At 40.7% G+C, this 14,536-nt stretch carries 9 protein-coding genes; 5 read left to right on the top strand and 4 right to left on the bottom strand.

The window, feature by feature from the left end; translation table 11 throughout:
- Nucleotides 1-25: 25 nt before the first annotated feature.
- Entirely contained in the window at nucleotides 26-1,393 is a 1,368-nt protein-coding gene (gene dcuC, locus J4N37_RS17245) for an anaerobic C4-dicarboxylate transporter DcuC (RefSeq protein ID WP_252042897.1), read from the bottom strand.
- Between the two features lie 389 nt (nucleotides 1,394-1,782).
- Entirely contained in the window at nucleotides 1,783-2,907 is a 1,125-nt protein-coding gene (locus J4N37_RS17240; protein WP_252042896.1) for an acyl-CoA desaturase, read from the bottom strand.
- A 291-nt stretch (nucleotides 2,908-3,198) separates the two neighbouring features.
- Here J4N37_RS17240 and J4N37_RS17235 point away from each other — a divergent pair, with 291 nt between their 5' ends.
- Complete coding sequence (locus tag J4N37_RS17235) at nucleotides 3,199-3,747, top strand: GNAT family N-acetyltransferase (protein WP_252042894.1); 549 nt, start codon at nucleotides 3,199-3,201, stop codon at nucleotides 3,745-3,747.
- A gap of 243 nt (nucleotides 3,748-3,990) precedes the next feature.
- Nucleotides 3,991-6,036, top strand: a complete 2,046-nt coding sequence (locus J4N37_RS17230) for a hybrid sensor histidine kinase/response regulator (RefSeq protein WP_252043319.1) — start codon at nucleotides 3,991-3,993, stop codon at nucleotides 6,034-6,036.
- Nucleotides 6,037-6,082: 46 nt separating this feature from the next.
- Here the strand turns inward: J4N37_RS17230 and cqsA are convergent, their stop codons facing one another.
- Together cqsA and ylqF are read right to left on the bottom strand one after the other, a co-directional pair.
- Complete coding sequence (cqsA, locus tag J4N37_RS17225; protein ID WP_252042893.1) at nucleotides 6,083-7,264, bottom strand: alpha-hydroxyketone-type quorum-sensing autoinducer synthase; 1,182 nt, start codon at nucleotides 7,262-7,264, stop codon at nucleotides 6,083-6,085.
- A gap of 296 nt (nucleotides 7,265-7,560) precedes the next feature.
- The gene (ylqF, locus tag J4N37_RS17220; RefSeq protein WP_010452164.1) at nucleotides 7,561-8,505 is read right to left on the bottom strand and encodes a ribosome biogenesis GTPase YlqF; all 945 of its coding nucleotides are present in this window, start codon (nucleotides 8,503-8,505) and stop codon (nucleotides 7,561-7,563) included.
- Between the two features lie 417 nt (nucleotides 8,506-8,922).
- Here ylqF and J4N37_RS17215 point away from each other — a divergent pair, with 417 nt between their 5' ends.
- From J4N37_RS17215 to J4N37_RS17205, 3 genes are read left to right on the top strand one after another with little or no spacing between them, the layout of a single operon-like run.
- The gene (locus J4N37_RS17215; RefSeq protein ID WP_503048381.1) at nucleotides 8,923-12,576 is read left to right on the top strand and encodes an ATP-binding protein; all 3,654 of its coding nucleotides are present in this window, start codon (nucleotides 8,923-8,925) and stop codon (nucleotides 12,574-12,576) included.
- The gene (locus tag J4N37_RS17210; RefSeq protein WP_252042892.1) at nucleotides 12,569-13,732 is read left to right on the top strand and encodes an EAL domain-containing response regulator; all 1,164 of its coding nucleotides are present in this window, start codon (nucleotides 12,569-12,571) and stop codon (nucleotides 13,730-13,732) included. The genes J4N37_RS17215 and J4N37_RS17210 overlap by 8 nt, the downstream gene beginning before the upstream one ends.
- Nucleotides 13,729-14,328: a response regulator transcription factor gene (locus tag J4N37_RS17205; RefSeq protein WP_252042887.1), complete on the top strand. Its 600-nt coding sequence runs from the start codon at nucleotides 13,729-13,731 to the stop codon at nucleotides 14,326-14,328. The genes J4N37_RS17210 and J4N37_RS17205 overlap by 4 nt, the downstream gene beginning before the upstream one ends.
- The last annotated feature ends 208 nt before the right edge of the window (nucleotides 14,329-14,536 follow it).

Genomic DNA, 14,536 nt, shown 5'->3' with positions numbered 1-14,536 from the left:
CGAACTAGATGATTGTGATTAGCACTTATGCCGTCATTGGTACAAGCACCATAGTACCGATGATCACTGTAATCAGACCCGCTAGAACTGGCACTGATGTGCGTTTTACTACCTCAAATGGACTGATGTTTGCCATACCTGAAGTCGCAACGATTACACCAGATACTGGCGAGATAGTACGACCGAGGTTAGATGCTTGAAGCATTGGGATGATTAGGAACGCAGGGTTTAAACCCATCTTCGCAGCCAGTGAAGGAGCAAGTTCTACGAACGCGTAGAATGGTGCGTTACCAGAACCTGTTGCGATTGCCGCTGCAACAGTAAGGCCAGTTAGGAGCAGCATCAGAGCAACGCCGCCTGCACCAGCGTTATCTGCTAGGTGAAGTAGGTTGTCGATTGCACCGATAGACATTAAACCTTGCGCGAATACGCCCGCAGCTACCAACAGCATTACTACGCCTTTGAACGCATCCGCCATGCCCGCGTAACATGAGTCTAGATCTTCAAGAGATTTCTTGCCATCGAACTTGTTCACAACGTAGTGAATAATGGCGCCCAAGAAAATTGAACCAACTACGATGGTGTAAATATCTAGGCTTAGACCAGGGATTGTGCGGCCGTTGAATAGGAATACACCGATGATTGGTAGGAAAGGTAGCACGGCATAAAATGCTGGCGCATCTGCTTCAATTTCAGACACGTCGATTCTCTCCATCGGAGTATTTTCTTTCTTGTCTAGGTATTTGTTCCAGAAGAAGGCCGCCGCTGCCATTACGATGATCGCGCAAATAGAAACAGGAAGTACGGTTTGAACTGCGAACACGTCAAGCGCTAGACCTGATTTTTCTGCAGCGATAACTACGTCACCTGATGTTGGTGAAAGAATGATTGCAGCTGGTGATGCACACACTGCAACTGCTGCTGGGCGAGAGATGCCCATCGCTGTCATCATAGGGAATAGGGTAGCCATCAATAGGACGCCTAGACCTGTTGCTGAACTCACTGCAAGAGACATCAAACATGCCACGATGTAAGCCGCTACCAAAAGGACGTATGGAGACTTGATAACAGAAAGCGGTTTAGAGAACTGTTTTACTACTACATTGTTTGCGCCGATGTGCGTCATGTAAGACGCGAAACCGCAAAGTAGCATGATTTGCATGCCAAGACCGCCACCACGGTATTGAAGCATGTATTTTACGTACTCTAGTGCGTCCGTCACCATATTACCCGTTGAGGTTACTTTTGATGGCAGAACGTCATGGCCAAGAATGCCAGTCATAAGAAGCAAACTAATACCTGCGGTTAATAACACGCCAGCGGCTTTGTAGCCTTTGACGATGAAATAACCCACAGCAATGGTCACTGCTAAGCCAATTAAGAGCTCTAACATAGGGTTGTCTCCAAAAATTATGAACAAAAGAAAGAAACTGTTTCAGTTTATGTCTGGGAATTTACAGAATTCTTTCCTGTGGCACGAGACTAAATTAGAGCTAGCATGATCTAAAACAAATATTAGATTAATAAATAACTGCATTGGATTATCTTGTTCAAATTACGTTTCGTAGGTGTTATCTACTGGTATTTCTGATTTTAATGAAACGAAAATGCGAACGGTTTGTTGAATGAATATTGTACGGAATGATTAAAAAGTGGGAAAAGCAATAGTTCGAGCTGGATCACGTTAAAGAAGCTTGGTTGAATAAAAAAGCTCCGAATGAACGGAGCTTTTGTTTAGGTGTATTAGTTTAGACGTCTTTATATTGAAGCGCGAGTTGCACGTTATGCGTAGCGTCGAACTAAGAGGTTCCAACTGCGTTGTTGACGTTCAAATTCTTCCTTAATTTGTTCGTATTTCAGCTTTGATACTGAACGTTCGTACTTTTTCACTACCGTTGCTGTTTTCTCACCCAACACTTCTTTACGTGCTTCATAATATTCTTGCATGTGGTGTACGAGTGCATCGAATTCCTTCTGAAGCTGATCTCTAATCGATTGGCTGTTTGGCTTACTCTCTAGTTTCTCTTTGGCTTTCTTCAGTAATTGAGTTGCTCGTGCTTTCTCAATACGAAATGTCGAAGTCGTGCGAAGTTTCGTCGTCAAACCTAACCAAGAGCATGATTTTATTAGCCATTTGGTTGGATCGTAGTGCCACCAGTAGACGCCATTACGGTAATCGTTCTCAAAGATGTGGTGGAAGTTATGATAGCCCTCACCAAAGGTAAAGAATGCCAAAATGCCGTTATCGCGAGCGGTGTTTTTGTCGGTGAAAGTCTGCTTGCCCCAAATGTGTGCCAATGAGTTGATAAAGAAAGTGGTGTGATGGCTCAAGAACAGACGAGCTGCACCGACAATTAGGAACATTCCCCAGATATCGCCGTAGATAAGCCCAAGAGCCAGTGGGAAACCAATGTTCGTTGCGATAGCCAAAGGGACATAATATTTGTGCTGCCACGCGACGATTTTGTCGCGCTTCAAATCGCGACAATTGGTGTACTCGTTTTCCTTTGAATGATTGTAGTCACGAAGCATCCAACCAATATGTGAATACCAAAAACCGCGCTTAGCTGAGTAGGGGTCTTTGTCGTTGTCATCGACATGTTTGTGGTGAACTCGATGATCAGATGACCAATGCATAGCACTGTTTTGTAGAGAGAAAGCACCACCGATAGCAAAGATGAATCGTAAAACTGGGTGAGCTTCGTAGGTTTTGTGACTCCAAAGGCGGTGATAGCCCGCTGTAATAGAGAGGTTGGTGAAACTAAAGGCGATAATGCCCCAGATCAGATGTTCCCAACCTAAACCGTAGCGGTATGCATACCAAGGTAGTACAACAAAGGTGAGAATGAAACTGGCAGAAAATATCAAAATATTCAACCAGATGAGTGGTGGTTTATTATGCTTCACAATGTGTCCCTAACTTTGAGCTAACAACTGTACGCTAGAATATCAGCGTACACGTGTAAGTCAAATCATAGTTATTTGACTTTGTTTCGATATGTGACAGTTCTATCACTAAAAGAAATGTCGCATTATTGGCAGCTTAGAGTGGGATATTTTGCTTTTAAATGAATAATGAGTAGTATTAATCAATGAGCTGAGGCGTTAGGTTTGAAGTATCTACCAATAATTAGCGGTATATGAGGTGGAAAATGCCAACGCTAGCTAGAGAAGCAATAGAAAACATAGGAATACGTAATGGAATTACGAGTAGCGGAATATAAGGATTATGAACGCATAGCGCAGTTACATGCGGACAGTTGGAAGCGTCACTACCGTGGTGTTTTGAGTGACAGTTACTTAGATAGTGAAGCCATCGACGACAAATTGTTGATATGGCAAACACGCTTAACCAATCCACCATTTAACCAACATATCGTTTTAGCCGAAGAGGGCGGTCTTCTTCTTGGTTTTGTTTGTGTGTTTGGCAATCACGACTTTGAGCGTGGTAGTTTTATTGAGGCTTTGCATGTTGATGATGGCTATCGCGGTCGTGGGATAGGAAAGCAGCTTTTGTTAGCTGTTGCTGAGTGGCATCAACAATACTTTAAAGACAGCGGCCTTTACTTGGAGGTCGTGTCTGAAAATACGCAAGCAGTCGAGTTCTATCGACATCTTGGTGGTCAGGAATGTAAAGAGCGAAACTGGCGAGCTCCAGGCGGCAGTGAAGTATTAGAGAAAGTGTTTCGATGGACGAATGCTCAGTCATTAGTGTCTGGGATAGAAGAGCACGTCGTTTACTCCTGATTCTTAAGAGTATTACCCCAACAATAAAGCAGCCAAGAGCTGCTTTTTTTGTTTCTCTCATCTATTATTTCGGCTTAAAAAGCACTCAAATAAACAATAGATCTCAAATAGAAAACATGTGTCACAAACAAAAGAAAGATCGCTGCGCTGCATCACTGTATTAACTGATATATAATTAGTTCTAGAGTTGTTATGTCTATAATTTCAATAAAATAGGTTTAAATGGGTCGTTGGCACGATAGTATGGATGCATTGCGTAAGGTATACCAGTATGCAGAGCCGAATCTGACGTTAGTTGGTTGGATGGGGTTTGTTGGCTTTCCGACGTACTTTATTGTATGGGAGTACTTGTTCCCACAGCCATACGAAAACTTACCACTGCGCTTGTTTTGCTCACTTCTATTTCTCGGGATTATCGTTAGAAACAAATTAAGCTCTCGCCTAAAAGCGAACATGCATTGGTACTATCAGTTTGCTATAACCCTTTGCTTACCGTTTTTCTTTTTCTATATGTTGCTGATGAATGATTGGTCCAATGTTTGGGTTATGTCATTTATGTCGGCGATTTTTTTGCATATCCTTTTGGTCCATATCACTCGAGTGATGTTTATCCAAACGTTCGTCGGGGTTTTTCTGGCTACGTTTTTTGCGTGGGCCTCGAAAGGGTTTCACCTGCATATAACGATGGATTGGACACATGTTCCGATCTTTTTGTTTATCTATCTTTTCGGCAATCTATTTTATTTTAGAAACCAAGTTGAACATGAAGCGAAAGTATCCATAGCTAAGTCATTTGGAGCGGGGATTGCTCACGAAATGCGTAACCCGTTAAGCGGGCTTTGCTCTTCCATCGATGTGATGCAGTCAATTATTCCAGATCCAAAACAAGAGAAAAAAGACACTTATCAACTGTCCATTGAAGATATTGAGTTATTGCGCGAGATTAGCGATGACGCAATGAAAATGATTCAGTCAGGTAATGAGACTATCGATTTGTTGCTGACATCAATAGACGAGAATAGAGTTTCTCGCGCTACCTTTAAAAAGCATAATGTCCAACAAGTGATTGAAAATGCAATTGAAAGTTTCAGCTACAAGCGAGCGTCAGATAGGGCGGCAATATCAATCGATATCCGGAGTGGCTTTGACTTTTTAGGTAGTGACACTTTGTTAAAGTACGTAGTTTACAACCTATTTAAAAATGCATTTCATCATCGCAGTTCAGAAGACTTCCATATTCACGTGACCGTTGAGTCGAACGATAATGCCAACCGTATTGTTGTTACTGATAATGGGGCTGGGATCTCGGTTGATGCTCTTGAAAACATTTTTAGGGACTTCTATACAACCGGTAAATCTGGAAATTATGGGCTTGGCTTACCATTTTGTAAGAAGGTCATGCGCTCCTTCGGTGGTGATATTAAATGTGTCTCTGAGCTTGGAGAGTGGTCTCAATTTACGCTGACATTTCCTCTTCTTAATTCGCCAGTAGTAGAAGAAATAAAGGATGAGTTAATCAAGTTGAAATCAGTAGTGTTGATATCTAACCAAAAGATCCTGGTGAGTAAGGCGACAGAATTAAGTCGTCATATGGGGTTTCAGTTTGATGTTATTAACACGTTGGATGTATTCAATAAGAAAGAGTACGAGTTCGAGTATGACGTGATTTTTGTCGACCTTGAAAGTATTGATATCCGCGGAACACAGCTGGATAGAATTGAATCACTTCTATCATTTACAGAAGGGCGAATTGTTTACTTATTCCAGCAGCATTCACCATCTCGTCCAATTAAGGCTGGTTATTTCCCTATCTGGATGGAGACTCAAGCTTGGTTACTAAACACTTACACGACTATCGAACGGTTATTGTTTGATGTTGATTATGAGTCTGCTGCGGCCCCTATTAGAGAAATAGAGCACGATAACAGAAGGACTATCATGGTCGTTGACGATAACGAATCGCTACGAAAGTTCACCGCGTTGTTGTTAGAAAAGCAGGGGTTTGATGTTATTCAGAAAGAAGATGGCGAACAAGCACTGGAAGCTTTGAGTTCTGAAAGTATTGATTTAATTTTAATGGATATTGAAATGCCAGTGATGGATGGGATTGAAACATCGCGCAAGATTCGTAGTTCGAAGTGTGCTTACTCGACGATTCCAATTATTGCACATACAGGTGATAGCTCACCGGTGACACTTGAAAAGATAGAGTCATCAGGCATGTCTGATTTTATCGTCAAGCCAGCTGATAAAGCTCGATTGTTTGACAAAATTGCTCATTGGATATAGAGCTCAGCGAACTGAGCTCCGAGTTTATTTGTACTAAAACAGTTGTTTAGACAAATTCTAGTTCAGGGTTATTGAAAGCCTTTTCGCACACGGCCAATACGTGTTCGACTTGAGCTGTTGTGATATCAGCGTTGATAGAAAAACGAATGATATTCTTGTTTTTTCCTGTAGCTGGTCGACAGAAAACGGCTCCAAATACATCATGTTCCTCTAGAAAATCTCTCACTTTTTCCGTGTTCTCTTCGCTTCCACATTCCAAAGCAATGATCTGTGATTCACTACGAATCTGAAATCCAATCTGCTTTAGTCCGGTTCTTAAAGATGATGAACGTGCAAACAAAGCTTTTCGTTTGTCATCCGCACTTTTAATAACGTTCAGCGTAGATTCCAAGCGGACAACTTCTTGAGGAAGAATTGTCGAGCTAAAAATAGCAGGATACGCAACAAACGGGAGCGATTGAGATAGCTTTTGCGGGCCCAAGATTGCGCCTGCCCGATAAGCAAATGTTTTGGCTAAGCTAACCGTAATGAAATCTACTTTACTCGTTAAACCAAGGGCTTTTACTAGCCCGGCTCCTGCAGGGCCATGTGTACCTAATGAATGTGACTCATCGACGATAAGAGCGCAGTTTGATTCAGAAGCAATTTCGTAGATTGTTTCGAGGGGTGCTATGGTTCCAATAGTGCTGTAAATAGAATCAACGATAATAATACCCTCACCGTGTCGCTTGATTTGCTTTTGGAGGTGGTTCATGTTGTTGTGCATGAACGGGTGAATTTCAGCTCCGGCGATACGAGCTCCCTCCCACAATGACATGTGGGCGAAGAAGTCGATATAGACAGGAGTTTGTGGTGCACATATCGTTTGTAATAAGCCAACATTTGCAGCCCAACCTGATTGGGACAATAAACAACTTTCCATTCCCGTAAAATCAGCAAGTTGCTGTTCAAATTTAGGCTTAGATTGTTCATCTTGTAAGAAAATTGCTGACATTACGACGTTATCATCATCTTCTGATATAGCGTGCTGGTGGTCAGATTGGATCTGTCGGTTGCTTGACAAGGATAGGTAGTCATTACTTTGCATCACCACTGAACTATCCGTTGGGCGTTTTCCTAGTACAAGGTGTTTTTTGTTTTGATTTTTTGCTATTAAATCATGGATGTAAAAGTCCAGACGCTCCTCAACAAAGGAAGGAAGTGGTTTTATTTTAGCTTTGTCACTCATAATATACTCTCTTCGTTATACAGAAAACGTCAGCGCTGACACTGTGTATGATCCGTATTGTGAGAGAAGTGTCATTATCCAAGTTGCATAAGTTTGAGAGCCCATGCAAACTCAATATTTAAGGCTTTAACTATGCTAAATCGCATATAGGCTTGTGGGGATGCAATCTACTTATACAGGCAGTCTAAGGTGACTTTTTGAGGCCAGATAGGCGAACCGGTTAGTGCTGATTTTGGGTTTCATAGTGACAAAAAAAGCGCGATGACTCGCGCTTTTAATTGTATTTGAGAGTGTTTTTATCGCTTATTACGAAGGTAACGCTTACGACGCTCTTCTTTACGTTTCGCTTTCTCTTCTTCTTTACGAGCGGTTTCGATTTCTACTTCGATTAGCTCTTGAGTAATCATCTCTGGTAGCTCAAGAGTAATTTGACCCAGTGTGCCTTGACGAAGTTCGTGAAGAAGGATTTCCGATACTTTATGAAGATCGACACGACCGCCAGCACGCAATGCACCACGACGACGACCGATCTCTTCCATCATCTCGATATCCGATTGTGGCAGTTCGTCGATTTGGTAACGCTCTTTTAGCTTTTCAGGGTAGTGAGCCGCTAGGTATTCCACAGTGTAGAAGGCTACTTCATCGTATTCCATTGCGGTGTCCTTTACCGCGCCAGTTGCAGCAAGACGGAAGCCACTGTGTGGATTTTCTACTTTTGGCCATAGAATCCCCGGAGTGTCAGAAAGAACGATACCATTTTGAAGGTTAATACGTTGCTGACGACGTGTAACCGCTGGTTGGTTGCCTGTCACTGCAATGGTACGGCCCGCAAGTGTATTGATAATGGTCGACTTCCCAACATTAGGGATGCCCATGATCATGGTGCGGATGTTTTTGCCGATTTCTTCGCGATGCGGAGCAAGTTTACGTACCAACTCCATAATTTTTTGGACTTCAGACTGTTGAGAGGTAGTAATGGCAATTGCTTTTACGTTGTGCTCTTTCTCGAAGTGGTCAATCCAAACTTGAGTCAACTCCGGATCTGCAAGATCGCGTTTGTTAAGCACTTTTACTACAGGCTTATCTCCTTTGAGCTCCGCAATCATAGGGTTTTCACTACTAAAAGGGATACGAGCATCAAGCACTTCAATAATGACATCAATTTGAGGGATCGCTTCTGCAATCTCTTTTTGGGCTTTATGCATGTGGCCCGGAAACCACTGGATAGAGTTGTTAACCATTTGAACAAGTGCCTTAGTGTATTATGTTTTCTTTATCAAGTAAGGAGATATATGAAGTTATTTGATGTACTTGACGGTTGAAGCAGAGGTTGTAATGACAACTGATAATAGCATGAAATAGACCTTGTGCATTGTGTATCTTGCCAAAACATGGAACTTAAAGGCCGGGCGGGAACAGCCAGCCTCAGTGGATAACGGTAAATATGACATCTAAAAACTGAATTCATTACCTCAATTAAAAATGTGTCAGCATTACGAAAGTTGGGTGTAGGTCATAGAGGATAACAATGTAGGCGCTTTCCTACATTTTGTTTTTAGTACTTTAAAATCAGCACTTTAACCATTGTATTGGCTTTTGGTGAGTTTGACATTTTCGCTGAGGAATTTAGCCTGACCTCCCAAGTCGTGGAAGTTAGCATGTCAAAATTCTTATTGAAAGTAATTACTTTAGTTGTTGTGTTGTATGCCTCAATGTGTTCAGCCAGTGTAACTGCGAAGACGCAACCGAAACAGGTGATAACGATTGGAGTTATCGCTCACGAATCAGATGGTTCTGATAGTGAAGTACAAGTTGGTCCGTTCTATGGTATCAATCTCGATTACTTAACTAACATAGCAAAAGTCCTCAACCTCCAACTGGAGCGTCGTACCTACGCTACTATTCCAGCTCTTCTTGGTGATATTGAGAAAGGGAAGATTGATGGCGCTGTTGGATTTAGCAAAACACCTGAACGAGAGAAGCGTTTCGCATTTTCCGAGCCGTTTTTCTCAAGCACGATAGCTGTTTGGTACAGAGAGGACCGTTATCATCGACGCGATCCGCGAGAGCTAAAATGGGTATGCGCCGTAGGAACGGTTTACTGTAGCTATTTGAGGGATATTGGCGCGACTGACATACATGAAGTCGAAAACCGCATTGTTGCTTTTGATGAAGTTAGGCAGGGGCGTGCAAATGCCTTAGTTTCTACTTATGTAGCTATAAACCAATACCTCGATCAAAACGATATTGTCAACGGAGTAGTTGAAGTTCCTAGCTGGTTAAATAGCGAAGAAGTTCGATTTATCGCCTCGAAAGATAGTCAGCAACTAATAGACAAAATAGACAAAATACTTAAGTGGGAACGTGACGGTAAAAATATACGTTCTGTTGCGTCTAAAAACCCCTATCACGTCAACGATAAGCTATTATCGGACTTTAGGCATGATCTTGAAAGAGATCAGAAGATTACATACAGCAGTAGTGAAGAGGCGTTCCCTTTCCTATTTAGAAATTCGCACTCAGGTCGTCTAGAAGGCTTTTTACCGGACTTTATTGACTTAATTCAATCTCGTACAGGGTTACAACTCCAATACGTAGAGCCAAAAAGCAGTTTGAATAGTGGACTGACTGCCTTTAGTGCGAACTTGGTGCCAGTTGTTTATGTGGAGAATCCCCGTTCTTCAGATTGGTTGATTACAAAGCCATTTATGAACAGTAAGTTTGTCTCTGTCGAGTCTGTTGATTCTATACCTCGTCCTTCACATCGGAGAGCCAATGCGGGCATCTTGATGAGCTTAAAAAAACAGGGATTAGTTAACCTTGATTCTTGGAAGGAAGAGCGCTTTGTACGATATGAGAACCTAAAGAAGTTGTTTAGTGACCTAAAAGCCGGAGTTATTGATGTTGCATATGTTCCCGATGACATCATTCATAGCCTAATTGCACAAGACAATATTGACGGTTTGCACATCAATGAAAGTGATATTCTAACCTTGTCCATTTCATTTGCTGTTTCAAATAACGATACAAAGCTAAAGAAACTTCTAGATAGCATAATTGATACAATAGATGCCAAAGAAATAGAAAAGTTGAATCGTTCCTATCGTAATTTTAACCTTACCTATGGTTACGATGAAGAAGAAATATTCACGATAGTATTATTTGTCGCAGTAATTTTTGGAGTGTTATTAGCGACGATCTATTTTGTTTTAGCTCACTTCAAGTTGAAGGTAAACCTTGCAGAATTGAATGCGACGAATGAAGAAAAGGAAAAACAGTGGTTAATGGAGATAATTCAAGAAATTAATAGCATTGTATTCATTCATAGCGAAGATAATCAAGTTCAAATGACTAATTGTACTTTGTATCAGAATAATCAATGTAGTGGATGTACAATTAAAGATAGTAAAAGCAAAAACTGCCTAGTAGATAATGCACTGGAATTACAGCAAGTATTATCGGGTAAGCGCATATACGACACCAGAGCTTCGAGTGAATGTCAATTAGGAGTTTCATACGTATATAGAGAGCGGAAAAGTATTTATTTCCCTAGCAGCAAACAAAGTTTTGTCCTTACAGTTTTACAAGATATTACAGAACACAAAGAAAGAGAGAGTGCGTTACTTGATGCCCAAGAAAAAGCACAGGCAGCAGTGAGAGCTCGAGAGAATTTCTTAGCGACGATGAGTCATGAACTAAGAACCCCTCTATCTGCTGCACATGGTTTACTTGATTTACTCGCGAGGAAGACAAACGATGACTCGAGTGATGAGCTGATTACGCAGGCAATGCGCTCACTTAACCACCTTAACATATTAGTTGATGAGGTCCTTGATTATTCTAAGCTGGAGGCTGGCCAACTAAAAGTAACGCCAGAAAGAACCAACGTCATGACGACACTATGTGATGTTATTAGAAGCTTTGAGGCTAAAGCAAACAGTAAAGGGCTAGATTATAGAGTAACCTTCAAGCCGCTCGCCAACCCTTGGTTAAGACTAGACTCAGTTCGTTTGACTCAAATTGCCACCAACCTTATTTCTAACGCTGTGAAGTTCACAACAGAAGGGGAAGTAAGTGTGAGTATCAACAGCGACGATAAGCAATTGATATTGAAGGTCGCTGATACTGGTATTGGAATGAAGGATGAGCAATTAGCCGGAATTTTACAGCCTTTTGTCCAGGCTGATGATTCCATTACGAGGAAATATGGTGGTACAGGGTTAGGCTTAAGCATCGTGGATCGGCTTGTTGAATGCATGGGGGGAGATCTTAATATCACTTCTCATTTCGGCTTAGGTACAACGATTGTTGTGAGGTTGCCAATTGAATACTGTGCCGGAGACATGCCAATACGAGTTAACTATAGTTATGCCTCCCATCTGCCCACTTCAATAAGTGACTGGTGCAGAGTGTGGGGAATGACATTAACAGATGTGAATCCAAATTTGACGGGTAAATATACTACTGAAGGTAAGCTTGAAGCATTGAACCTTTTATGTGGGAGCAACAATGAGTGTGACCTTAACCAATCAGAACTTAAATACCCTGACATGTTACTGTCATTATTGACTCAAGATTGTACTCCGAGAACTACCAGACGGGATTTATCACCTGTTATGCCGTCGAATAACGGAATAATACTGGTAGCAGAAGATAATCCCATTAATCAAAGTGTAATTAACATGCAGTTAAGAGAACTTGGTATTACGCCTATCATTGTAAATAATGGGGTAGAGGCTTGGGAATTTATCAAAGGAAATGATCAAGTAACTTTAGTGTTGACTGATTTTCACATGCCAGAAATGGATGGATTTGAGCTGGTTGCAAAGCTTAAATCAACACCAAAACTTAATTCTATTCCAATCGTAGGCATTACTGCGGAAGATTCTCGCCTCGCGGATGAACGTGCAAAAAAAATTGGTATAGATGACATATTATATAAACCATATGATCTAGAAGACTTACGTCTAAAGCTATTGTTATATTTAAATAAAGACGGGGTGAGTGAATTCCCTCAATGGATTTCAAAGTTTAAATTAGATGATGTTAATGAGATTGCTGTTGTATTTAAACATTCAATGAAAAAGGATGTGGAACAATTAGAACTAGCGGATGGTATTCATGAGAAAAAACGTATTATCCATAGAATGAAAGGTGCGTTAGGTGCAATCGGTATAAAGGAAATATTAAGTATAATAATTGATTTAGAAAGCTTGGATGAAAACGAGTTTGACAAAAGAGTAATTGGATTAATAAATAAAATTAAGCATGAAGTAGACCTAGTAGACCATTGGATTGAAGCTCATGAATGAACCAATTAAAGCGATAGTAATCGACGATCATCTATTGCAAATTACATTGTTGAAACAAATCCTAACAAGAAACGACGTTATGGTAGAGGCATTCGATAATGTGGATGATGCCATGGCTTATGTAAATCGCTCACATGCCGACATTATATTTTGTGATCTCCAAATGCCAAATAAAGATGGTATTGACATGATGGAGATGCTTGATGACATTGGTTTTCGAGGTAATGTCGTTTTGGTTAGTGCTATGGATGTTACTATTATTAGTGCAGTCCGGGCGATGTGTGAAGGGTTTAGTTTCGAGGTTCTTGGGAAGCTACTAAAACCATATGAAGAGTCTCAAGTTGTCGACATACTGCATCGATTAACCAACAAAGATGTCAACAGTCCCACTTTTAATAGACAAATTTTAGTGCAAGACCAAGAGTTTTTGTTTGCTCTAGCAGAAGGGAGAATTAAAAATTACTATCAACCGCTAGTTGATGCCAAGTCGGGTAACGTAATTGGTTACGAAGCATTGGCTCGCTGGTTTCATCCTATATATGGAGTCTTGCCCCCCTACATATTTCTAAATATGGTAGAACGCTGTCACTTGTCCAATGAATTGTTTGAAGCAGTATTTAGCAACGCATTGTATGACATTAAAAATCGGGGATTAATGCACAGAATTTCTCTAAACGTTGATCATGCAAACTTAGAAGATTCTGACTTTGCTAACCAATTTATAACGAGATGTAACCAAAACGACATTAGCCCTGATCGCTTCACAATAGAGATTACTGAAAGAGATACATTTAAAACTAGTGCCGCGTTGTATAAAAACTTACTTAAGCTAAGGATGAATGGTGTAATAATAAGTATTGATGATTTTGGAACAGGGTCCTCTTCTTTTGAAAAGCTTGCTCAACTGCCCTTTAATGAACTAAAAATTGATCGTTCATTCATTCAAGGTATAGATGATGACCCAAAGAAAAAAAATATTGTATTAGCGATTTGCGCGCTAGCAAAAAGTTTAAATATAAGTGTTGTTGCTGAGGGGGTGGAAGACGAGATTACTATGATGGTTGTGCGCCAATATACGATCGATGTTTGCCAAGGATATTACATCGACAAACCAATGCCTATGGAAGCCATAACAATATTGAAAGAAGAAAGATGAATAAATTAAACTGTTTGATTTTTGATGACCATCCTCTTGTTTGTATCGCTATAAAATCTTTAGTTGAAGATCTAGGCGTCTCAGATACGGTAATGAGTGCCACTTGCTCGAAAGATGCACTAAAAAAGATTAAAGATGACGATATCGGCTTGCTCATTTTGGATGTGAATTTAGCAGATTGCGACGGGTATGATTTTTACAAACGAATTAAGTCTCATGGTTATAGAGGTAAGGTCATCTTCTTTTCTGCCGAAACGAGTCATATGTACAGTCAAATGGCTTTTAGAACCGGTGCTGATGGATATGTGTGCAAGTCAGAAAACCACGAGACATTAAAAGATGCTATTGAGGCGGTGACTAAAGGATATTCCTTCTTCAAATTTAAGCAAACTGTTTTCGAAAACTCAAACTTTCCTTCATTGTCAAATCGTGAAAATGCCGTAATGAAGTTGCTGCTACAAGGGAAGAGCAATAGAGAGATTGCCGACGTCCTCTCAATTAGTGATAAAACGGTAAGCACATATAAGAGAAGGGTTCTCGATAAGTTTAACGTTACGAACTTGATCGAACTAATGAAAGCTGCCGAAATGGATTAGCTTTAAAGAAGGTTAGAGTAACTCTTAGTATGTAAACTTTCGATAGCCTTTTGATATGGGTAATCTAGTATGCCTCATGTAGATCCTAAGTGGCTAAGAGTTTAAGGTGAGGCTACAAAATTTCCCCCCAAGTCAATTGGTGGAGGTTGTTGTGAGATGAAGCTATAACATTCAACATACGTATCAGATAATTATATGAAAAGTTTGA

It is taken from the genome of Vibrio sp. SCSIO 43153 (assembly GCF_023716625.1).
GTDB lineage: Bacteria > Pseudomonadota > Gammaproteobacteria > Enterobacterales > Vibrionaceae > Vibrio > Vibrio rotiferianus.
Note: the sequence above shows the minus strand (reverse complement) of the source record. Positions and strands in the feature narration are given on the sequence as shown.